This window comes from Paenibacillus crassostreae, from assembly GCF_001857945.1.
Taxonomy (GTDB): Bacteria; Bacillota; Bacilli; order Paenibacillales; family Paenibacillaceae; genus Paenibacillus_AQ; species Paenibacillus_AQ crassostreae.
In genome coordinates, this window is the sequence record NZ_CP017770.1 from 1,924,293 (window position 1) to 1,947,474 (window position 23,182).

The following is a 23,182-nucleotide window of genomic DNA, read 5'->3' on the forward strand; positions in this document are numbered from 1 at the left end:
CTTTAACAACCTATTTAAGCTAATTTAATGCTTGAAATTAATGTTCACGATATTCATGAGGTGTCACTCCATAGTATTTTTTAAACATTTTGCTGAAATATTGTGGGTTCTGATACCCGAGTTCACTCGTAATCTCATAAATCTTCATATTACTATTCTTCAATAAATATAGTGCACGCTCCATCCGTTTCCGAATCATATAATCACTCAAGCTTTCCCCTGTCTCCGTCTTATAAATCTTCGATAGATACACTGGATGCAGGAATACTTTATCTGCAATCGACTTAACTGATGTGTCCTGTCCCAAATGATTGTCTACGATTTCATGAACTTGTTTGATAATATAACTATTCGTATATTCATCGTTTGTATATAATTCTCTTTTTAGCTTATCCATCATCTCGGTTGACCAGCTTTTCAGTGTATCTAAAGAATGAATAATCCTCTGATCTATGAATAAGTCGAATCCAGAATGATCAATTTGATGCATGAACACACCATGCTTATGTGCAATATATAAGAAGGCATTGGTTATAGACAAGAAGACCTCATACAAATGCTCCCGCATATAAGATACTCGTTCCATATCACGGAATACACTGTCTATTTTGTCCTGAGCGGATTCCCATTGTTTCGATTCCAACAAATGAATGAGCGTCGGTGGCTTGTATAACATCTCAATAGCTTTAATAACAGACTCTCTACCTTGAGTAAGATCCTCTATAAATAGAAGACGATCAGAGCCTTGAGTCTCAGTCTTAAAAATAGCACTTAATCCCGCTCGGTATGCCGCAGCTATCCCCACTGGGAACTCGAACCACTCTGTCAATACAATTGAAATATCACCTTTTAAATAATTACTAACATTTCTCTGTAAAATTTGGACTAGTTTTGTTAGTTGTTCTCTATGATGTTCTCTCACATTCCTATTTATTTCTGAAGTATGTTCCAATGAAGTTTTTAGTGTTGCCATGATAATCAGACAGTCATGAGGGGATTTACTGTGCCATATATGATAATCCTCAGAGAATACTTCCTCCGCAATATTGCCAATGGCATACTCCATAAGTGAAATGGAATGATGGTCCATTGAAGCAAATGTCTTCGGTAAAGGAATAAGCATCATCATAGCTGACTCGTCTACTCGGAGCGGTATTTCATATTGGTTACATTTATCTCGAATGATCTTAGTTGATAGCGTACGCCCAAGGAGTAGATCATGCATTAAATTCGCCTTCAACACTGTAAAGTCAGACTTACGGTCATAGAGCAATTGCTGGTATCTCTCAGCCTGTTCCCATTCATCCTGCAGCAATTCTACTGCATTCGAAATAATTGACACAAATTCATCATCATTAACAGGTTTTAATATATAATCAAAAGCTTGTAATTGAATGGCTTTCTTCGCATATTGAAAGTCTGTATCACCTGTAAGTAAAATACACCGCGTGTTCTCCCATCTTTCTGCAACAAGTTCGATCAACTGTAACCCATCCATTTCAGGCATGCGAATATCCGTTACGACGATGTCGATCGATTGCTCTTCCAGCACTTGCAATGCTTCCGCTGCAGAACTCGCTTGATATACCTTACTAATTCCCATTTCACTCCACTGGATAGTCTGCGCTATACTCTCGGTTACATATGACTCATCATCCACTAATAATAATTCAATCATGATTCTACTAACCTCCATCTACTACTTGTAATCACTTGCGATCATCATGCGATTTATTAGAAACCCCGATTCATACGAATTTCCAGAATAATATAGCTTTCAGTCCACCTAACTCTGAATCACATAATGTCAATCCTGAGCCTTCCCCATACCTAAGTTGCATTCTTTGTTGAATATTCCAAAGTCCATAACCCATCTCCCCCTCAACAGGTCGTGTAAGTTTATATTGTAGTGACAGAAGCTCGCGCTCCTTCATCCCTTTCCCATTATCTTCTACGATCAAAGTTATGCCTTGTTCATCCATCTGCCCCGTGATTCGCACTAGACCAGGTCCGGCATTCGATTCAATCCCATGAATAACAGCATTCTCAACCAAAGGTTGAATAATAAGTGAAGGAATATCCAGTTGTTTAAGCATCTCGGGGGGCAGATCAACACTGTAATCGAGACGACTCATTCTCATCTTCTGTATTTCTAAATAATTGGTTACAAAAGCTATTTCCTCCGTTAACGGAACTACTTCCCGTTCCTGACGAGTCGTATATCGATAATAATTAGATAGGTTCTGAGACATGGCCACGACAGCATGGTAGTTCTTGAGTTTAGCCATACTAGAAATAAAAGAGAAACAATTGTAGAAGAAATGCGGGTTTATCTGTGATTGTAACTGCTTCAATCTCGCTTCACGCACATGGATCTTTTCCAAATACACTTTCTCAAAAAGCTCTTGAATCTGGGCTACCATGGAGTTGAATCTAGTAAATACGAAACTAAATTCACTATTTCCTCGCGGAACCATACGAACTGAATAATCCCCATTCTTCAGAAGTTGGAAGCTGTGAACAAGCTTCATCATAGGCACCTGAACCTGTGCATATAACATGTAGGATGAAACAGAACTCATCAAGAGCAAGGCCCCAATCGCTATATAGAATAATAGATTTGACTGCTCGATCGGATGCATAATTTCAGATAACGGCATATAATCAATCAAATACCACCCCGTTGTCTCCGACAATACAATATTAACCATATAACTTTCACCGCTAAGTTCCACACGTCGATGCACTCTATCCTGTTGTAAGTCTGACTCCTCCAGTTCTTGAATGAGTTGTGCTACTAAATTTCGATCAGAAGTATGATTATAAATCACACCCAGATCCTTCCTGTAATAGAATGGATCCCGGCGACCGTCACTCTTAAATTTATCGAGCATTTCCTCAAGGCTCCTACTGTTGAACCTAATCTCAATGATAAGATTAGCATCTTGCGGATCTAAGAAGGCTGAATAAGGAGATACTGTAAACATTGAGAATTGAAAGGTTTCTTCATTACCTTCACCTTGTGGAGTAACTTGCCAACCGGGAGATATCATTTGTTTTAAATCAGCATCGTTATAGGATTTGACATCATTCAGTGATACAACACGACTTAATGATGGTGAATAGATGAATAATTCACTCTTCCAATTTAAAGAACTTTGCTGAAGACTTAATTTCTCCTGTATTCGCTTTACAAGCGTAATGGCGTCGAGATTCAAATAAGGCTCATTCAAATAGATATCACGAAAACTAGATATATCAGGATCATGGATCAATTGATTAGGTAATATAGATAACAGATCAAAGTTCATATTCACTTGACTCTGAAAGAATGTTAACTGACTCTCATTGGATTTATTCAATTCTGATTTTAGGACATCTGTTGTCGTCTGATTTGAATAAAAATACAATCCTACTATTGGGATTAACATCATTAGAATCATTAATATTATTTTTTTGAAAAAGTTATACTTAGGCATGTAATATTCCCACCCTGTAAATTGGTAAAATAGTCCTATTAATATTATCCTACTATTGTAAGGGCAAACGTAACATTCTGAAAGACCATAGATGAAACATTTCTGCTGTTATTGAAACGAATAACCCTAAATTCCCTTCTTAATATATCTTCATTACCACATATAAATAGCAGCAACATCCATACGCGGATGTGCTGCTATTGGACTTACTTCTATTCTGTAACTCTATGTTCTTCTATTCCGCTTGTTCTATGATTAACGTATATTGACGTGTCGTAGAATTTAGTTCCGATTCCACTGAGACATACTGCTGATCCAATCGACTAAGTAGCTCTTTAACGGTATCCATCTTGTCTTCCACTTGTGATAAAGTCTCATTTATTCTGCCTTGAACCATCCAATCAGAGATAAATCCATCGAAGAAATAATCTGCAAATTCAAGAAATTCCCCAATATCTATCTCAATAGATAAGTTCATTTCAACATCCCTCAATTCTCTTACAAAAGCACCTAGATCACGTTGAGCTTCATGCACATACTCCATCGCCTTATCAATATTGCTATGCTTCAAATGAGTGGATATCATTCCCCCTCCAAGCATATCATAGGTTCCCCAATTGCTAGCCGTCTTAAGGGCATCCACAGCTCGATCCAAACTCTCTACTACTGACATACCTGCTTGGTTGGCTTCATTGATCTCCTTCAATGTCATTGACAGATCCGCTTGTTGGTTCATCAATTCCATAAGTTTTCGATTGCCTCGCAACATTTGTTCTTCCTTAATCTGCATAATTTCGTCATATTCAGTTCTCCAACCGCTAAATGTTGAGAGTTCTTGTTGAACATGTTGTATTTGGGTATCTATGTCCTTCATTGTGCGTAGAGCTTCATCATATTTCACTTTAACTTCAAGTAGTTCGAGCTGCTCTTGCTCCAACTTCTCTTCTTTCTTACCGATTATTGTGTAGATGAGGTTAGACAAACTCATACCCGTCAACTTCTCTACATCTTGCTCTTCTTCATTAAGATGCCGACCCCACTGCTCTAACTCAACCTTCTTCTTATTTCTATCAAATTCTAGATCCTCAAGTCTCTTTTCCCACTTCTCATGCTTTCGTCCTTGCTCCTTAACGTGAGCCAATCGTGCATTCAAATCCTGAAACATTAGCATCCCCCAATCTAAAAATAAATGCATAATTCTAAGTTAAATAATGGTTAACCATTCGTTATTCATATAACGTTTCAGCTCATTCATTAGTTTCAATATCTGAAAGCATAATGAAGCAAATGATGCGAAAACTAGATTTTTAAATGAAATATGGATATGATATAACAAGATTTGTATAAAGGAGTGGGACAAGTAATTATGAATAAAAAAAATGTAATTATGCCTCTAGCCACGATGATGTTGGCTGTGCTGTTACTAGCTGGTTGTGGCAACAACAATGCAAAAAGTGGGGACACCACTACTAGCCAACCAACGGAGCAAGCGCCTGCGGAACAGGCAACAACGTTGAGCTGGGACAACCCTCCAGCAATGGAGATCGATATTACGAAATCCTATGAGGCCGAAATGACGACTTCCAAAGGAACATTTACGATTGAATTATTTGCAAAAGATGCACCTATCACAGTTAATAACTTTGTATTTTTAGCTAAACAAGGTTTTTACGATGATGTTATTTTCCACCGTATTATTGAATCCTTTATGATTCAGACGGGTGACCCTGAAGGTTCAGGTCGAGGTGGTCCCGGATATAAATTCGAAGATGAGAAGACAACTTATCAGTATGAACCTGGGATTGTAGCCATGGCTAACGCGGGATCCAATACGAATGGTAGCCAGTTCTTTATTTGTACCGGAGCAGATAGTGCGTCACTTAACAGTCAGCCTAACTACACCATCTTCGGTAAGGTAACGAATGGTATGGATGTAGTACAAGCAATCGCAGCTACCCCTGTTGAAGTAGGTGCTTCTGGAGAGATGAGCTCACCAACAGAAACAGTCCAGATTAAAGAGATTAAGATTACAGAGAAGTAAGTTACTCTAATGCATCATCACAATAAAAATCACAATATATATGCAGTCTTCGCAAATTACAGAGTTCACAACTTGCAGTTTCAGAATTAACTGGTTGAGCATTGCATAAATTTTAGGGTCAGCTCAATAACATCGTCATCAGTACATCTAGAACCTCCCTTATCTCTTTAGATTATATGTAGGTTTTACAACTGAACACATCCCTGTGGACTCTATAATTACTTGCTTAGTAGAGTGGAGAACTGGGTTTTCATTAAAGGGCGTAAGCCCTTTTTTTTACTTTTCCAGTTCCCCATCAAACCGGATGTACCTATGTATCATAGGCCATCCGGTTAGTTTGTTATTTCATTATTTCGTTACATTAACGACAATCGCCTCACTCTTGGTTACACCTGCGTCATTCTCCAGTTCCACAATATACTCATAGTTGCTGGCTTCTCGATCAGAGATTTGCGTTAAAGCAGATTGTGCGAGTGATGTATTGGGCGTCAATGTTTGAGTATCGATCAGAATGCCATTTTCGTACAATCTGTATACCTTTGCATTCGTACCCCACCACTTATTCATTGTTATGACATAATTTCCATCGCCATCCCAGTTGTCATGGGATAATACCGGCTTGGCAGGATCGGCATCCTTGACCTGAACTGTGAGCGGATCGCTTGTTGTTGCTCCTTGCTTATTAATGAGTTTCGCAGTGTATGCATAGGCTCCATTTACCCGTCCTATAATTACCGTCTTCGCTAATTGAGCCTGAGGTGAATTCATGGTAAGCTGCTGCGTATCGATGAGAATGTCATTCTCATACAATTCGTACTTATCGCCATTCTCACCCCACCACAAGTTCATCGTTATAGTGTAATCACCGTCCAATAATCCGGTATCATGGCCATTATCACTCGACAATACCGATTTGGCTGGTATACCTTGCACAGGGCCTTCTTTACCTAAGGTTGTCACTTGCAGACTAGGCCCCTCTGAACTCCAGTTCCCTGCTGCATCGCCTGCTTCTACTCTAAACAGATAGGAAGTCTCAGGATTCAATCCAGTTACTTGGTAACTCTCTGCAGTTACTGTATCTAACAACTGACCATCCATATATACGAGATAGGATGTTACATCAGTATCATCGCTTGCACCTGTCCAGGAGAGAGTTACCCCTTCGCTGGTTATATCGGATGCAGCTAATTTCGCATCGGTCCAAATCGGAGCCGTGACATCTCCTGTAGCTTGGCTGGTAAATTCGACAATATACTTGCGAACTGTACCATCTACGGCAGTAACTTCTATCGTTGCCGAACCTGGCAGAGCTTCAGCCTGGATCACTTGCACAGAGGCAGCAATAGTTTCTTGATCCGCCGTTACCACCGGAATCGACGAGCCTTCTGGTAGCTCTACCTTATAGTGATACTCGTTCTTGTTAAAATCAGCCAAGGCTACTCCATCAATCGCTACCCCACTTGTTTGCGCGTTGCTATCAGGCAACACCAATCTCTCGGTCGGATCCCATTGATCCGTACCGCCCAGCATCGATTGAACGGTGTATTGCTCAGCTTCATCCATCGTTAACTGCTTACTCCAATCCATTCGTTGTCCTGGCTTCGCGCCCGGTCCGGAGGAATTATACTCAGCATAACGCGCAGTCAGTTCATTCGCAGGATTGCTCCAATTATGCCATCCGGCAGGCTTAATATGATCATCCATCCAGGTATTGATATAGACCACTTGAGCGTAAGGACGCCAAGGTCTTCCCAAATCAACCGTACCCAATCCCAAGCTATCCGCTTTCGTTAGACGGCTGTTCAGCATTAAATATCCAGGCTGGCCTTGTTCACTTGCGGCTGCTGTGATGTATCCATTGCTCTTGCTGTGCAGCACACTATTCTCGAATACGGCCTTCGCCCCACCGAAAATATAGTCCACATCCCCTTCAATATAACTATCGACATAATATTGCCGTCCGCTATGAGTATAGAGTGTATCCTGGTCACCGAGTAAATGTACATTCTTCAGAACCCCATGGTCACTCTTAATCAACAGCGCCACTGCCTGACCTGTATCATCGCCAGAGTCATTCTGAATCGTCAGATCTCGAGCTGTAAATTCATCACTTTCCACCAGTACACTATAGCTTCCAGAGGTGCCAACCGTGCTGCCGGGTTCAAGACCGATGGTGTTGGCGTTATCGTTATACACGAGAACGGTCTGCTCCGGTCCTTCACCGATCAAAGTCAATTTGTTCTTGCCGGATGAAATCTTGATTTTCTCCCGATACTCGCCCGCTTTAATTAATAACGTCCGCGGTACGGTGACGTTGTCGGGCAGTGAATCGATAGCCGCTTGCACTGTATCGAAATCGCCCGATCCGTCTTTGGCAACTACCACTAGCGGGCCCGGAATAATGCTAACCTGTTCAGAGGCGTAGCTCTCTCCATGCTCATTCAACGCGGTTACGACATAATAATACGTAGTTCCATCCGTTAACCCACTATCCGTAAATGTTAACGTATTTAAATTCTCGCCTACAACTTCATAATGACTACCACTTACCGTACTGCGCTTCACTTGATATGCAGACGCTCTATCCACGGCTTCCCATGATAGTTGAGCTTTCTCCTGTCCACCGGACAGAGCTTCAATTACCGCAGGCGCTACTGGTATATCGATGGAATCGAGTGAACGAGAACCGATTACTTTAGATGCAAGCCCCTTAGTCATCCCATTCATCGCCGTCACTTTATAGAAGTAAGGCGTACCGTTAGTAACCGCTGTATCCACATATTTCGTATCACCGTCTTGATTCGCTACTACAGTAAAGCTACCGTCTGCCGCTGCAGCACGTTCAATCAAATAAGATGTTGCTCCATCGACTGCTAACCAAGAGAGCTCTATCTTGTCTATTCGCGCTGCTGCCGTTACATCGATTGCCGTACCGAGCGGAGTGATAGGAGTAGCTGTGATCGCTGTGGAATCCTCGCTCTCTCCACCCACATTACTTGCAGTTACAACATAATAATAGGTTGTAGCGTTGCTTAATCCTGCATCTCGATACGTTGTTAACTTGGTCGTAGCGACGTTATCAAAAGGCCCGTTTGCAACCAGTCCCCGCTTCACTATATATTGAACTGCACCTTCTACAGCATCCCAAGATAAATCAGCTGATTCATTTCTGGATAATGAGGCTAGGTTAAGTGGTGCAGCTGGCTTATCTGGATGAATCGTTGGCGTAACCTTTGCCTGATTAGACGATTTGCTCTCTCCTGACACACCTACCGCAGTGACAACATAATAGTAAGTCACATCATTACTAAGCGTTTCGTCGAGATAACGAGCCTCTTTGATGCCTTTGGCAATCGTTTCGTATGGGCCACCGTCTATGAGGCTACGTTTGATGTTATAGCTTAGCGCCCCATCCGCAGGTACCCAATCCAATTGCACCTTGCTGTCCCCCGCACTGGCCATTAATCCCTTAGGAGTCTCGACGGGTTCGATATAAACCTTGATGTTATCGTAGTAGAAGTTACCGCTTCCCGACCCCGGCATCTTCGCTTGAAAAGCGCCAATCCCTTGGGATTTAATATCAGCCAGATCTTTCATCGGAACAGTCACTTTGAACTCATCATTCACATAAATATCCGCATCTCCGATGGACGGATTGGCAACCATTTTCAGATTAATCCACTCGTTGTTCCATGCAACTTGACCCGCCTCGTTAACCGGCGCTTCCATCAGCTTGTAATACGTGCTATTGACATTGGCGACGAGCGTATAGTTACTTTCCTCGGTACCATTCTCTTTTTTCGGCTTACGCATCTCAATCGAAACGGCAACTTTGGATTTCGCCGCATTGGTTAATTGGAACACAATTGCCGTTCCCACGGCAGCACCCGGCTCAGATGGCATCATCACATCCGCCTCGGCAACGATTGTTCCTAGCTGCGGAGTGAATGTCTTACTCATATCGGTGTTGCCTGTCGCTGGCTGACCTGTTCCCGACTCCTTATCGTACATAAACATGGCTCTACCCGACATGTTACCGATTCCAGCAGCACCTGAAGGTACTGCTTCTACTGTCACCTTGTGATTGCTATCCTGCTTCGAGTTCGTATAACTCTTCGGTAGCTCTCCTATAGCATCGATCTCAAAGTCGTCATTCACCAGATATAACGTTTCATCTTGTTTCAATTGTTCGATTCTAATACTATCAATGACAACAACTGAACTTCCTTCAGTACGTAATTGAACAAATGATTCTTCCGTTCCGATTTCTGATTCAATAATAATTTCCCCTGGAGTGAGGGTTGAAACGGTTTGCTGAAACACATTAGAGCCAGCTCCATGGATAGAATTATTATTATTTGATGTATTATTATCAACAAATACTTGCAATCGTCTCCCCAGATTACTTGGGTCTAGGGCAGTATCTGCTATATTGATGACCATTCTGTATGGTTCACTTAAATCAAAAGCACCACCTGGAGTATAGTCAACTGTTGAATCAACCGAATCTCTTGCTCCAATTGTTAATCTGCCTGAGAGAGTTACTTTTCCAGAATCTACAGTTACTGTACCACTCTTTTTAAGATACATTGGTTTGGATGCATCATCTAATAATGCCTTGTATTCAGGTGTGAAAATGGTGTCCGTTGTCGCATTTGAGAAATCATCTTCCATGATTGTCTCATATTCTATCGGCTTTTCTGGTTCTACTTCATCATCTGGATGTGCCATTGTCGTACTTACATCAGAAAATACCGCTGTATTATAGTTGTTAATTTTGCTTGTATCTTTAGCCGACTCCACAGCAAATCCAACGTAAGCTACTTCGCCTAGAGCAATACTTCTGCTTCCTACTGATTTCCACTCACTTCCATCTGGTGATGCATAGGCTGTGATACTATTTCCTTTGCGATCTAGCTTTAACCAGTAGGGGAAGTCAGTAGATAATATGCTTGGCAGAGTTTGGTCAGGATAACTAGCATCATTTAATGTTGCGATCGTCTGACCGTTAGCTAGTCTAGAAGATAAATGGATTGAATATGGCGTTTTAGACTCAATTCTGTCTGACTTTATAATAGATGTACTCAATATCGCCGTTGCCGCATCCGGTGCAAGACTTGATCTTATCATAATACCTGCAATCGCATTGGTCTCGACAGGTGTAGCAGAATTTATCTTTGCAACAAATTCACCATCACCTTTAAGCTCTCGATAACCAAAATGGAAAGCATCATTTATACTCGTAATTCTTCCCGAACCTTTGACCGTTATTACACCATCTTTATCCACACTCGTATTCCCTTTAATTGCAACATTCCCAACATCCGTGGAATTCCAAACATCACTAATTAATGGACTATTGATGTGTATAGGTGCTGATGTTGATTGTGTTTGATTCCCTTTTCTATCTGTAACTAGAATGTTTACAAAGTGTGTTCCATCTGGTGACCCCTTCCAAGTGAAAGTGTAGGGTTCAGATGTCGCTTCACCTATTTTGTCCGCTCCATTAAAGAATTCGACCTTCTCAATTCCATTAGGGCTTGAAACATTTGTCTTAACTTCTAAGTCCTTACCCGCCTCATGGATTGAATTTAATGTTGGACTCGTGATTTCCGCAACTGGATTATCTGCAGCATGATCCATATCTACGAGTGAATTTAGATAGACTTCAAGATTAGAATATCCACTTGCGGTAATTTCCTTACCATTGTCTGGATTACTCGGATCAAGACTCTGTGCTGTTTCCCAAGCATCTGGTATACCATCAGCATCACTATCTGTCGGTGCAGGTAAAGATTGAAGTTCTGGATAACCTCCTACCTCATATTCATTGTTAATAAATCTACCTGTTTCATTGATGATATCGCTTACAATTCGAGCATCAACTGCATCTCTCTTTGGAAGAGTCGCTCCTGCTTTACCAAGAATATCTTGATAGGCAACTTCCGCAGGTTTAAGCTCCCTCATTCTCCTCTCCGGGAAAGGAATGGGTTCTGTTCTAAGGGTAGCATCTGCAGACGGACTAACAATTCCCAGTTTATTATTTGTAGTTACATCTGGTGCTCCAAACATATAATTACCAGTTACATACCAAGAACTTGGACTACCAAAGATCCCTGGATTGACAATGGTCTTTCTTTGATTCTCTTTCGTTCCTGGACCTGGTTTCATATAGTTATTCACAATATTCACATCCGAGAAGTTACCACCATATATGGAGTTAAATCCCCAGTTATAAATGACATTATTATTAAAATCTACTGTCGTTTGCCCTGGATTGGAACCACCAATTCTCGGATTTCTACTAGTATGTGTGGCAATGATATTATTATGATACGTAGAGTTTTTTCCGCCAAAAATACCACCATACCCATGCTTTCCTTTTTCATGTCCAGACATAGTTAGACTTTCACTTACCATACTCCATTGTACGGTAATATTTTCACTTCGATAGACGGATAATGTTTCATCTGTAGACCAGCTCGTTGAGACGTGGTCAAGAATTAAATTTTTAATATCAACTCCGTCGATTGCATCCGGCTCATCTTTCAGATTGGTAATTCCGGGACGGAACCTCATGTATCTGATGATCACATTTTCTGAACCACCTAGATTTAATCCATAGTGAGCTAAAGTTATTCCATCCCCTGGTGCTGTTTGTCCAGCAATCGTTACATTTTTAAGTTGAGAACTTAACGTACTCTTCAATTTAATTGTACCTGAGACTGCAAATATAACCGTTCGATTATTTTCACTTAATGCGTCTCTCAATGAACCTGGAATTGGAGTTTCCCCTGGGCCATAATCCTCTAATGTGGTAACGGTATATACATCATGTCCTCTACCACCCGTTGTGAATTTCCCTCCACCTTCAGCTCCCGGGAAAGCAACCATTTTATCCGTGTTTTCTTTCACTTCAATATGAACAACGTCAGAAGTAGAAGAGCCTTTTGCGTTATTTGCCTCGATTTTAAAATAATAAGTACCATCTTTAACAACATCAATCTTTGAATAGGTCAATACCGATTCAATAGCACCAACGACAGCTTCAAAAGGACCATTGGGATCTGTTGCCATTGTCACTGTATATGATGCAGCACCATATACGGCATCCCACTTTAAGAAAGTAGATAAATCTTCCGTGCTAACAGTCACATTCTCTACTTTTGCTGGTGCAGCCTCTGGGTTCACTAACGGATCATCAATTCCTTCATAAACTTTCATATTATCGAAGTAAACGGATATGGCTGGGCCAGCTGGTGCCCTTGTCTTCACTTTATCAATCCCAGCTGTCCCATCTGCAGACAGGAATCTCCATTTATACGTTGGTTTTAAAATATTATTGATAATCGGGGTTGCTTCTTGAGTTTGCGGATCTACTAACAATCTTATGTTATACCATTCTTTCACTTGGAAATCATCAACAAGGATTGCATGTCCGCCAGGTATAGAATATCCAAGAATATTCTTTCCATTAATCGTTCGTAATTCAACTTCAAGAGCTACTCCACTTCCATTTAGTAATCTAAGAACCTTCGTAGCATGTCCAAACGTTTCTGTCATAAAGTCAATTTCTACTGTAAACGGTTTGGTTTGTCTAGGAATGTTTTTAACAACCGCTGGGTCTGAATCACTTAAGTCTTCAACCGATATAACGTTACCTTTTTCCCTCAATGGGTCAACAACTACTTTAGGTATACTTTTAATGGTCTTATCTTTACTCCATTCGTATAGTACGAAATAGTTATCTGATGCTGGAAGCTCTTCAACAGCAGTACCTGATGTTTTGTTTTCAAAGTCATCATTCACTATATATACACGCTCTGTTAACTTAGAATTAGGAGTTTCTTCTGAAAAAACCTCTATATTCATAGACGGTAATACCATTAGCATGATTAAGGAAATGGCTACAATTTTTCTGAGTCTTATCATTTTATCCTCCCAAGTATAGATTTTTTTGGTTGCGCTTACATGAATAAATCTTCTAACTATTAACAAACTTTCATTGTAAACTATACCAACTCCCAACCTTTATATTTTAAGATTCAGGGTACATTGGATAGCCCATCAAAGGCTACCTACAATTACCTATATTCAAATTTTAACAAAATTTGGCAAGTAATTCTTACTCTTTTTTACCCACTTTGTATAAAAAATTCGCATTTTTTGACATTTATAAGCAATGTAAATGTGAAATTTCAATTATTAAAAGCATAGCCCTTTGAATTCTCCATTTCACTATTTTCCATTTTTCCGATATTTTAATGGTGATGTATTAGTGATTTTTTTAAAGACTTTATTGAAATGAGCGATTTGTGTAAAACCAACTAATTCTGCGATATCAATGATCCTAAGATTAGTTTCTTTCAGAAGTTTTTGTGCTTCTCTTATTCTCACAAGTTGTATATACCTGCTAATATTAAAACCTGTAACATTCTTAAATGTTCTACTAAGATAGCTAGCACTAATATAAAATTCATTGGCCATGCTATTGAGTGAAAGTTTGGTACTGTAATTTGTATTTATATAAGAAGCGATGTTTAACATGTTTCTATCCACAAGATTTATCATTTCTTCTTGGGCGACGTTTACATTTAAGCCATGTCTATGTATCGCTATTAGGAGCATAGAAAGTGAAGACTTAATATATAGCCCATGTTGCTCCTCTTTCATCTCACATTCCTTGAGCATCTCATTTAAGATTCTTTCGACCTGCATTTGTTCTTGAACAGTACAATGAATCTTATATGGCAACTCTCTCAGATAAGCTAAATTGAAGCTCTCCATACCAATCTGTCTTTCGATAAACTCTTCTTTAAAATGCACGACGATTCTTTCTGCTTCTGTCTCTTTAACACTAGATGTTTTATGAACGTCATACGGATGAATAATCACTAGATCACCTTTTCCTGCGTGAAATAACTGATCATTGACAAAGAAAAGCTTTTCACCTCTTAGCAGATAATATAGTTCAAAACCATCATGGAAATGAGTGTTCCTCATTTCTGTATAACTTTTTTCATTTACATATCTAATTCTAAAAGTTTCATCTTGCAAATCATAACTTTCAATTGTAAGATCATCCATCGGATTACTCCCTCCATTTAAGAAAATCTTCTAATCCACTTGCTCTAAAGGGTCCTTCGATCATAATTTGAAATAATAGTGTCGCCATCTCTTTCGGAGTATGCTGAGTATTATTCTCTAACCAATATCGAATTAAGCCTATATGCGCTGAGGATACGTACATGATGAGAATATCTATAGGAATGATTAATCGTTCCAACGGAACCTGTGCCAAAATACGCTCATGCATATTTTTAATTAGGAGTTGACGGTTTTTTTCTTGAAAGGAAATATCGCCATTAGGACCCAGAAGCACCTTCATGAGTGCTCTTTCTTTTTTTCAACCCCTCTGGCTCACTACGTACAGTGCTATATTAATTTGGATGCTAGGCTATGAATTTGATAGCTTTATGACCATTGCCTTATTCTTAATAATTTCAAGTGTAAGCTTTGGATTATTCATTCTGGGCTTAGCTTTTTGGATTGGATTTGGAGCATTACCCATCATAATCTTACTCATGTTCTTCGGAGCGACATTGCTACAATTAGCGCCTGAAATGATGCCATTTAGGGATGTTCTTAACCTTCGCTAAAGGAACTTCCAAAGCAGCTGAAACTAACCAAGAAATAAGTGCATAAAATCCTTAATAGCCACTTTTAACAACCTAAAAAACCACTTCTTAATTAGATTCATTATTGAAGTGGTTTTTAGGTTGAAATGACCCTTTATTTGAAATTGATTAGTTAAGTATACTGTATTTTCGATAATCAAATCTTAATATAATCTGCTCTTCAGGTTAAGTTATGATGCTGACCGATAACCGCTGCTTGGCTGATGATCCAACTTGTAGCATATACACGCTATCGCACATGCCGATATCGCCAGGATGGCAGCAGCTACAGGAAGTGAGGTTAATCCTCCATGTTGGACAACCACTCCACCAATCGCGGATCCACCTGCGATCCCTAAGTTAGAGGCTACTGGATTCAACGATGCAGCAAGGTCCTTCGCTTTTGGTGAAGACTTCTTGGCCAAATCAATCAAATAGAGCTGGGCGGGTGCACTCACAATACTCGACATTGTGGCTAGAACAATAAGTACGAGCATTCCTAGAATCGAGATCGATGCGGTCATACTAAAGATGATATAGACCGAAGCTTGTACAAGAAATACCACTCTAAGCTTACTTACCGCATTTCCAGTCGCAATCTTGCCTCCAATCCAGTTGCTGACAATCGTGGCAACCCCATATACTAATAGGACGCCGCTAACCGAGCTCTTAGGTATATTCATCACTTGCTCTAGTATTGGTGTAATGTAAGTGTACATCACAAATACAGCTCCCACTGCCGTAACCGGAATGAGAAATGCAAGAATAATGCGTCCATTCGTGAACAGTCCGATCTGATCCTTAAGTGAGCTGGGTACAGGCTTCGGTAGTTTGCGTGGAACATAGACATAATTTAGTACTATGGCAATTCCAGCTAATATTCCATTTAGAACAAATGCTGCAGGCCAAGTGAAAAACTGCCCTACAAAAGTGCCCAGCGGCACACCAAATACATTCGCGACAGCGAAACCGCTCAAAATTGTAGCAATCGCTTTACCTCTCTTCTCCGGGTCAACCGCTTCATTCGCTACCGTAATTGCTACTGACAGAACAAAACCACATAGTACAGCAGTAACTATTCTAGTCACCAGTAGCATACCGTAAGTTCCAACTATAGCACTCCACAAATTCAGCAGCAGAATCAATACAAGCGATACAAGAATCGTAATCCGTTTCGGAACACGGCTGCACAAGGACATCATAATGGGTGTGCCAATGGCATACGAGATCGCGAAACCAGATACCAATCCTCCGGCTGTCGCTATCGTCACTCCGAGGCTCGCGGATATTTCCGAGAGTAAGCCTACAATAATATACTCCGTCGTACCAAGAATAAAAGCCATAAAAGTAAATGAGAAAATCAATGCGTTCTGTCGTATTGTCTTCATGGTGCTCTCCATCCTATTTATCTCTATTTTATATTAAACATACCTTACTCATAATACTCATTACGACTATATTGAGCAAGACTATTTATCGCACAACATGAATGACGCCCCTCACAATTGGCAAAATAAAGAATCCCCCCACAAGTTCAATGAAATCATAAGAAGCTTCTTTTTGTTAACATTTAGAGATTTCCTATCCAGAAAACCCATGATGTTCACTACCTCATCAGAAAAAGATTTAACAGTAGTTCTTCGGTTGCCTATAACCAGTGTTAAAAAAAGGCTTCGCCCTCCCAATCATGGATGGCGAAGCCTTTATTCTTCATTCAATCATTAATATCCTTCAGTAAGAAGCCTCTGTAAATTCAAGGGAATCACGAATTGATTATTATTACTCATGAACTGACTAAGCTCTGCTAAGGAATCCTCAGGATGAGCATCCTTAATCTCCTTGATCTCATGATGAAGCCGTTCCATCTGTAAATCCAAAGCATTCGCAGATTCGGCAGCACTCTTCAACTCCAAAAGTAGACTTGCAGGAACCGATTGATTATATTTATAGAAAATTTTATGCTCTAGACTTGCCCAAAAATCCATCGCAATGGTCCGAATCTGGACTTCAACACAGACCTTTTCCACACGATCTGACATAAATACCGGCACTTCAATCAACAGATGGAGGCTTCGATAACCATTGGGTTTAGGATTCTTAATGTAATCTTTCACTGCTATCGTCACAAGATCACTCTGTTTCTGAAGCATTTCACTAACACGGTATATGTCAGACATGAACGCGCAAGTGATCCGAATCCCTGCAACATCATTAATATTATCCCGTATACTTGTAAAACTCATATCATATTTCTTGCGAAACATCTTATTCATAATACTCTCTGGTGATTTCAACCGAGAATTGATATGTTCAATGGGACTATAATCATGCAAAGACTGAAATTCTTCTTTGAGTATATTAATCTTAGTTTCCATTTCTTCCAATGCGAATTTGTAGACAAGCATGAATAATGTGATGTCATGTTTAAATTTTTTGATTTGTTCGATTTGAAAATGTTGTTCCATAAATGTTCTTCCTTCCCCTGATGGTTTACCGTGAATAACCCTCATCAACATGTGGTATCATGCAGGATATCCCCAATTTCCAGTATAACATTCAGGGTTGAAGAAAACGAATTAAGCTCTCCAAAGGAAACCTAACCTTACCTTACCTTACCTTCACATTTTTATTCGCTGGTAGATTTGAGACAACTGCATTCTGGAAACCTAATCCTGTATCTCCGTTCAGATATTGCGCCCGCTCCGTTGCAGCTGACTCACCAAACATTTTCTCTGCCTGGAAGTTAAGTAGCTTGATTAAGGCTTCCGGATACTCATAGCCCTTACGTACTGCGAATACGCCTCCCAGAGTGAGATGATTTTGCGTCTTCGCTGGTTGATCGTCAATAGACTGTACTACTGCGTAAGGTACCCAATTGACGTTTCCATCTTTTTTAATCATATCTTTCACTTGAAAAGGAGCCCACTGCGGAAGGAATAGCATTCCGGATTTACCGGCATTTACATCTTCCATCGCTTTGGCGAAGTCCTTCACCCCAAATTCAGGGTCAATAACTCCCTCTTTATATAATCTTTGAAGTTCCCCTAGTCCAGCTTTCGTCTCTGGTTGAATAGTACCGTTCACAATATTCCCGTCGGCATCTTTGATCCAAGTAGTAGTCACCATATTACATCTCTACTTCAAAATATTCATTTCCCACTACCACTTTTTCCAGTTCCGACTCCTTCAACAAGGGTTGATACATCATGATCGCATGATTCTCAGTCACAAACTGATCATCTACCAACTCTTGCTGAGCGTTATATTTCTTCCGATGAATGATATTATGCCTTGTATAACCTCCCCATGGTTCAAGCACAATTCGATGATCTCGTTCATAGACTTCATATGTATAAGATTCGGGCTCTGTCGCTCTCCATTCCCCAATTAAATCTTTATCATCCATGTGAAGGCAGAGCTGATAGGGAACCTCAGTGTCATTACGGATCTGAAGGTCCAAATAGTTGTATGCACAGGTCGCACCACTACCAAATGGTTGTGTCCGTCTAGCATCCGGGAACACGTCGTAACTATGGCGATGTCTCTCCGTTATCGTTAGAGAACTGTGGATAGTTATCCAATAGATAAGATTCGAGCATTGGCATAATCCACCACCCACACCCGCCTTGAAATTTCCATAGAACAATACCATACCCTCTTGATATCCTTTACGCTTGGTCGGCTTTCCAATTAACTTCCAATAAGAGAATGTCTCTCCAGGTTGAAGGATAACTCCATTCAGTTTCTTAACAGCAATCTTTAAATTAATCACTTTATTATGTTGCATCCACATATCTACATTCTTCAATTCTCTTAGCATGGGTGTGTTATGCGAACTTATCCTATGTGCCAATGGATCTAGTGAGGTCTTCTTAGCATATTTTTCTTGTCCAACAATCCATCTAAGATATCTTCGATAGGTGAAATATCGCTTCCCAATATATAGTCTAAGTGCTGATCTCTGCTTAGGCTTCATCGGAACTCCTCCTTATTTTTGAGCTTCCCATTCAACACGCAATATACACCGAGTAATAATATAGAATATTTTAACTTATGAATCAATTTCATAATTACACAAATATGAAATTGATTCTATATCTAATAATTTGTATGTAATCTTCTTGTTAACAGAAAGATCCCATAACAGCACTATTCACTGTCATGGGATCTGATTCATTTCTATGAAATAACTTATGATTCCTGATCATTCCCTTGATTCGTTCTGTTGAGACGACCCGCTTCCTTTAGCGATTCGCGTAACAAGAACTCTATATGTCCGTTTACGCTACGAAATTCGTCTTGTGCCCACCGCTCTAAGGCTGCGTATATTTTAGGATCAAGTCTCAAGGGAAAGTTCTTCTTCGGTGCCATGCTAATATACACTACCCGTATTTATTACAGGCTGTGCTGAGCGGTCCGAGACAATTGCCACCAATAAATTATTGATCATGACTGCCTTACGTTCTTCATCCAACTGTACGAATCCTTCACTTTCAATCCGTGATACAGCCATTTGTACCATGGTAACTGCACCTTCAACGATCTTCTCACGAGCTGAAATAATAGCAGACGCCTGTTGTCGTTGCAACATAGCACTCGCGATTTCAGTAGCATAAGCTAAATGCGTTAGTCTTGTCTCCATTACCTCTACTCCTGCCACAACCAATCTCTTCTGCAATTCAATATTTAACTCATTAGCGACTTCCTCTGAATTACCTCGAAGGGAGTAACCTTCACCCTCAAATCGGTCATATGGGTATTTACTCGCTACATGACGAAGTGCGGTTTCACTCTGAATCTCCACGAACATTTCATAATTATCAACTTCAAATAGTGCTTTAGCAGAATCTGTTACACGGAATACGACAACAGCCGCAATCTCAACCGGATTCCCTTCAATGTCATTTACTTTGAGTTTCGCACTGTTAAAGTTGCGTACACGTAGGGATACCTTCTTTTGAATTGAAAAAGGTACCGTCACCCAGAACCCACTTTTTCGAATGGAGCCCATATATTTACCAAAGAATGTTAGCGCTAAAGCCTGATTAGGCTGTACCACCGTAAATGACGCAATGATGGTAACGGCAACCAGAATCGATACTACACCTACTGCAATCCAACCACTTAATAAACTATAGGTTGCAACACCAATCAGACACAGCATAATCAACAAACCTACAAACCCATTAATTGTCCAAACCTTCAATTCTTTCATACATAATCTCCTCCACGATAGATATCTTTAAGATATTATTATGATATCACTTTTGGTTTATTTTAGCAATACATATTAAAAAAATGAACTTCCCATCTCACAGGGAAGTCCATTTAGCAAGCTGAAACGGCTACGCCGTCCTTTTGAAGGAGTTTATCCTTCCGATGTTAGCGATACTTCGTATCACTTTAGGGTATCCGTCTCTGCCGAAATATAAGGGTATAAAGTATGAAGAATCAATTTCATAATTACGCAACCCGATTCAGGTGCATCGGCGATTATGAAATTGATTCAAGTGAAACTTATACTTTCTTATATTTTCAAATAGAGTTTAGCTCTATAAGTATATTATTTCGCCACACTTCTTGCTGCTCTAGCGATCTCAGTCGCCTGTACCATATTTCTCAAGGATGCTACGGTCTCTTCTATGCCACGTGTCTTCAATCCGCAATCTGGATTTATCCAGAATAATGCTGGATCTAGCACTTGTAAGGCTCTATCGATCATAGATACCATTTCTTCGACTGGAGGAATTCTTGGACTATGAATATCGTACACACCCAGCCCAATACCAAGCTCATACGTAGATTCTTCAAATGTATGAATCAATTCTCCGTGACTACGTGATGTTTCGATAGAAATAACGTCAGCATCCAACGCTGTGATAGCATCAATCATTTCATGGAATTCACAATAGCACATATGTGTGTGAATTTGCGTCGTGTCTTTTACAGTTGAGGTAGATAAGCGGAAAGCTAGAATGGAGTCCTCAAGATAACGATCCCACTTCTCCTTCTTTAACGGTAGCCCCTCTCGAAGTGCAGGCTCATCAACTTGAATCATCTCAATTCCCGCTTTCTCGAGCGCCTCCACTTCTTCTCGTAATGCCAATGCAATCTGAAAAGCTACCTCGCTACGAGGAAGATCATCGCGTACAAAGGACCAGTTCAGTATCGTCAATGGACCAGTAAGCATTCCCTTCACCGGTCTATCTGTTAGGGATTGCGCGTACACACTTTCTTTCACGGTCATTGGAGTCGTAAATTCTACATCTCCAAATATAACCGGAGGTTTCACGCAACGTGAGCCATAAGATTGCACCCAACCATTCAACGTAAAAGCAAATCCATTCAATTTCTCACCAAAAAATTCAACCATATCCGTTCGTTCAAACTCACCATGAACCAATACGTCGATCCCAATCTCTTCTTGGAGCTTAATCCATATTTGAATCTGCGCTTGAATGAACTCCTCATATTGCTCATTGCTCCAATCTCCCTTTCGGAAGCTTTGACGAGCTTTTCTAACTTCTGGTGATTGTGGGAAACTCCCAATCGTCGTTGTTGGTAAGAACGGCAATTGCCACTTCTCCTGCTGGCTAATTTGACGTTTGACGAACACATTCTCTCTGCTTGCTGGTTGCAAATCAATATTAGCAGCCGCTTGTCTAACATGCTCTTTATTTCTTGATGAAGACGCGTTTAATAGTTCAACTGCCTTCCTACTGTCATCTAACTTTGCTTGTACCGATTCTTGTCCATCATTACCCGCCTGTACGAGAAGTATAATTTCGTCTAGCTTCTCGTCTGCATAAGCCAAGGCATTCTTCAATACAGGATCCAATGCCGTTTCTGGTCTAGTGCTAACTGGAACATGCAGCAGACTGCAAGACGGTTGAACCAAGATTCGCTCATATGGAACATAATCAGATATCTCTTGTAGCAATTGGAGTGGAGCCTCAAGACTAGAACGCCAAATATTCCGTCCATCAATCAGGCCTGCACCAAGTATTTTCCCATCAGGGAAACCAAATGATTTAATCGACTCCAGATTCTGACCAAGCCCATGAATAAGGTCAAGTCCAATTCCCTGCACGGGTAATGAGACAATCTCTTCATAGAAATCCACTGCTTCAAAATACGTTTGCAACATAATATTGAGACTTGGTGCTGCTTCATGTAGAGTAGAATAAATTCGACGAATCCTTAATAAGTCTTCTTGTGTGATCGATGTAACGAGAATAGGCTCATCAATCTGGATCCACTGGACACCTTCTTGCGCCAACTCCTGTACAATTTGTGTGTAGATCGGTAAGAATTGTTCTATGAGTTCATCAAGTTGATTCAGTTCATACCCCTTAGAAAGTTTCAAATACGAATACAATCCAATCAATACTGGTTTCCCTTCAATTCCCAACTTCTCTTTCGCTTCTTGATAGGCTTTCAGCGGGCGATTCTCGGTTAGCGTTGGTTTAGCACCATTCAACTCAGGCACAATATAGTGATAATTGGTATTGAACCACTTGGTCATCTCACATGCCGTTGCTCCCTTATCCCCTCTTGCCATCGCATAATACGTAGAGAGTGGAACAACACCACCTGCATATTGAAACCGTGGTGGTACAAGTCCAAACATCGCCGTTGCATCCAAAATATGATCGTAATAGGAGAAATCATTTACAGGGATAAGTTCAATTCCTTTGTCTTGCTGAAGCTTCAAATGATCTAACCGAATACGCTCTAATTGTCCTATCAGCTGTGCTTCATCACATTTACCTGCCCAGTAAGCCTCCAGTGCCTTCTTCCACTCACGGTTAGCACCAATTCGTGGGTAACCTAGATTGCTACTCTTTAACATCTGTAGATAACGCCTCCTCATATTTCTTTCTAGTCGTTCTCATATAATCGCTATCCAAGCCTAGTAAAGCATGGTTATTAATCCTTTATTTCAAGTGAAACACCAACATCAACACCAATAGTTGCATAAAGTA

15 protein-coding genes are annotated in these 23,182 nt (G+C 40.3%); 2 read left to right on the forward strand and 13 right to left on the reverse strand.

What is annotated here, in order from left to right; genetic code table 11:
* Positions 1 to 37: 37 nt before the first annotated feature.
* From LPB68_RS09120 to LPB68_RS09130, 3 genes are all read right to left on the reverse strand, one after another.
* Complete coding sequence (locus tag LPB68_RS09120) at positions 38 to 1,678, reverse strand: response regulator (RefSeq protein WP_068661435.1); 1,641 nt, start codon at positions 1,676 to 1,678, stop codon at positions 38 to 40.
* 70 nt (positions 1,679 to 1,748) lie between these two features.
* Entirely contained in the window at positions 1,749 to 3,479 is a 1,731-nt protein-coding gene (locus LPB68_RS09125) for a sensor histidine kinase (protein WP_068661436.1), read from the reverse strand.
* A 235-nt stretch (positions 3,480 to 3,714) separates the two neighbouring features.
* On the reverse strand, positions 3,715 to 4,644 hold the full coding sequence (locus LPB68_RS09130; protein ID WP_068661437.1) for a hypothetical protein: 930 nt from the start codon (positions 4,642 to 4,644) through the stop codon (positions 3,715 to 3,717).
* A 201-nt stretch (positions 4,645 to 4,845) separates the two neighbouring features.
* On the opposite strand from LPB68_RS09130, the gene LPB68_RS09135 reads away from it, so the two are divergent.
* Positions 4,846 to 5,520: a peptidylprolyl isomerase gene (locus tag LPB68_RS09135; protein ID WP_068661438.1), complete on the forward strand. Its 675-nt coding sequence runs from the start codon at positions 4,846 to 4,848 to the stop codon at positions 5,518 to 5,520.
* 348 nt (positions 5,521 to 5,868) lie between these two features.
* Here LPB68_RS09135 and LPB68_RS09140 read toward each other — a convergent pair whose 3' ends face one another.
* The 3 genes from LPB68_RS09140 to LPB68_RS09150 form a co-directional block, all read right to left on the reverse strand.
* Positions 5,869 to 13,452: a pectinesterase family protein gene (locus LPB68_RS09140; RefSeq protein ID WP_068661439.1), complete on the reverse strand. Its 7,584-nt coding sequence runs from the start codon at positions 13,450 to 13,452 to the stop codon at positions 5,869 to 5,871.
* Positions 13,453 to 13,758: 306 nt separating this feature from the next.
* Positions 13,759 to 14,607 (reverse strand): helix-turn-helix transcriptional regulator, encoded by an 849-nt coding sequence (locus LPB68_RS09145; RefSeq protein ID WP_068661440.1) that lies wholly within the window; start codon positions 14,605 to 14,607, stop codon positions 13,759 to 13,761.
* A 4-nt stretch (positions 14,608 to 14,611) separates the two neighbouring features.
* The gene (locus LPB68_RS09150) at positions 14,612 to 14,908 is read right to left on the reverse strand and encodes a TetR-like C-terminal domain-containing protein (protein ID WP_068661441.1); all 297 of its coding nucleotides are present in this window, start codon (positions 14,906 to 14,908) and stop codon (positions 14,612 to 14,614) included.
* On the opposite strand from LPB68_RS09150, the gene LPB68_RS09155 reads away from it, so the two are divergent.
* Entirely contained in the window at positions 14,907 to 15,179 is a 273-nt protein-coding gene (locus LPB68_RS09155; protein ID WP_068661442.1) for a hypothetical protein, read from the forward strand. The two genes, LPB68_RS09150 and LPB68_RS09155, sit on opposite strands and share 2 nt — an antisense overlap.
* A 209-nt stretch (positions 15,180 to 15,388) precedes the next feature.
* Here the strand turns inward: LPB68_RS09155 and LPB68_RS09160 are convergent, their stop codons facing one another.
* From LPB68_RS09160 to metE, 7 genes are all read right to left on the reverse strand, one after another.
* Entirely contained in the window at positions 15,389 to 16,585 is a 1,197-nt protein-coding gene (locus LPB68_RS09160; RefSeq protein WP_068661443.1) for an MFS transporter, read from the reverse strand.
* 333 nt (positions 16,586 to 16,918) lie between these two features.
* Complete coding sequence (locus LPB68_RS09165) at positions 16,919 to 17,662, reverse strand: GTP pyrophosphokinase (RefSeq protein ID WP_068661444.1); 744 nt, start codon at positions 17,660 to 17,662, stop codon at positions 16,919 to 16,921.
* 142 nt (positions 17,663 to 17,804) lie between these two features.
* Positions 17,805 to 18,323 (reverse strand): type 2 periplasmic-binding domain-containing protein, encoded by a 519-nt coding sequence (locus tag LPB68_RS09170; RefSeq protein WP_068661445.1) that lies wholly within the window; start codon positions 18,321 to 18,323, stop codon positions 17,805 to 17,807.
* A 1-nt stretch (position 18,324) separates the two neighbouring features.
* The gene (locus LPB68_RS09175) at positions 18,325 to 19,173 is read right to left on the reverse strand and encodes a VanW family protein (RefSeq protein ID WP_068661446.1); all 849 of its coding nucleotides are present in this window, start codon (positions 19,171 to 19,173) and stop codon (positions 18,325 to 18,327) included.
* A 215-nt stretch (positions 19,174 to 19,388) separates the two neighbouring features.
* Positions 19,389 to 19,568, reverse strand: coding sequence for a type II toxin-antitoxin system antitoxin (locus LPB68_RS09180; protein WP_068661447.1), 180 nt, complete (start codon positions 19,566 to 19,568; stop codon positions 19,389 to 19,391).
* 1 nt (position 19,569) lies between these two features.
* On the reverse strand, positions 19,570 to 20,412 hold the full coding sequence (locus tag LPB68_RS09185; RefSeq protein ID WP_068661448.1) for an SPFH domain-containing protein: 843 nt from the start codon (positions 20,410 to 20,412) through the stop codon (positions 19,570 to 19,572).
* Positions 20,413 to 20,760: 348 nt separating this feature from the next.
* Entirely contained in the window at positions 20,761 to 23,049 is a 2,289-nt protein-coding gene (gene metE / locus LPB68_RS09190; RefSeq protein WP_068661449.1) for a 5-methyltetrahydropteroyltriglutamate--homocysteine S-methyltransferase, read from the reverse strand.
* Between the last annotated feature and the right edge of the window lie 133 nt (positions 23,050 to 23,182).

Coding starts and splice junctions, on each gene's coding strand:
- LPB68_RS09145 (WP_068661440.1), bottom strand. CDS start 14,607: ATGGATGATCTTACAATTGAAAGTTATGATTTGCAAGATGAAACTTTT.
- LPB68_RS09120 (WP_068661435.1), bottom strand. CDS start 1,678: ATGATTGAATTATTATTAGTGGATGATGAGTCATATGTAACCGAGAGT.
- LPB68_RS09165 (WP_068661444.1), bottom strand. CDS start 17,662: ATGGAACAACATTTTCAAATCGAACAAATCAAAAAATTTAAACATGAC.
- LPB68_RS09175 (WP_068661446.1), bottom strand. CDS start 19,173: ATGAAGCCTAAGCAGAGATCAGCACTTAGACTATATATTGGGAAGCGA.
- LPB68_RS09150 (WP_068661441.1), bottom strand. CDS start 14,908: ATGAAGGTGCTTCTGGGTCCTAATGGCGATATTTCCTTTCAAGAAAAA.
- LPB68_RS09170 (WP_068661445.1), bottom strand. CDS start 18,323: ATGGTGACTACTACTTGGATCAAAGATGCCGACGGGAATATTGTGAAC.
- LPB68_RS09135 (WP_068661438.1), top strand. CDS start 4,846: ATGAATAAAAAAAATGTAATTATGCCTCTAGCCACGATGATGTTGGCT.
- LPB68_RS09160 (WP_068661443.1), bottom strand. CDS start 16,585: ATGAAGACAATACGACAGAACGCATTGATTTTCTCATTTACTTTTATG.
- LPB68_RS09130 (WP_068661437.1), bottom strand. CDS start 4,644: ATGTTTCAGGATTTGAATGCACGATTGGCTCACGTTAAGGAGCAAGGA.
- LPB68_RS09180 (WP_068661447.1), bottom strand. CDS start 19,568: ATGGCACCGAAGAAGAACTTTCCCTTGAGACTTGATCCTAAAATATAC.
- metE (WP_068661449.1), bottom strand. CDS start 23,049: ATGTTAAAGAGTAGCAATCTAGGTTACCCACGAATTGGTGCTAACCGT.
- LPB68_RS09155 (WP_068661442.1), top strand. CDS start 14,907: ATGAGTGCTCTTTCTTTTTTTCAACCCCTCTGGCTCACTACGTACAGT.
- LPB68_RS09185 (WP_068661448.1), bottom strand. CDS start 20,412: ATGAAAGAATTGAAGGTTTGGACAATTAATGGGTTTGTAGGTTTGTTG.
- LPB68_RS09125 (WP_068661436.1), bottom strand. CDS start 3,479: ATGCCTAAGTATAACTTTTTCAAAAAAATAATATTAATGATTCTAATG.
- LPB68_RS09140 (WP_068661439.1), bottom strand. CDS start 13,452: ATGATAAGACTCAGAAAAATTGTAGCCATTTCCTTAATCATGCTAATG.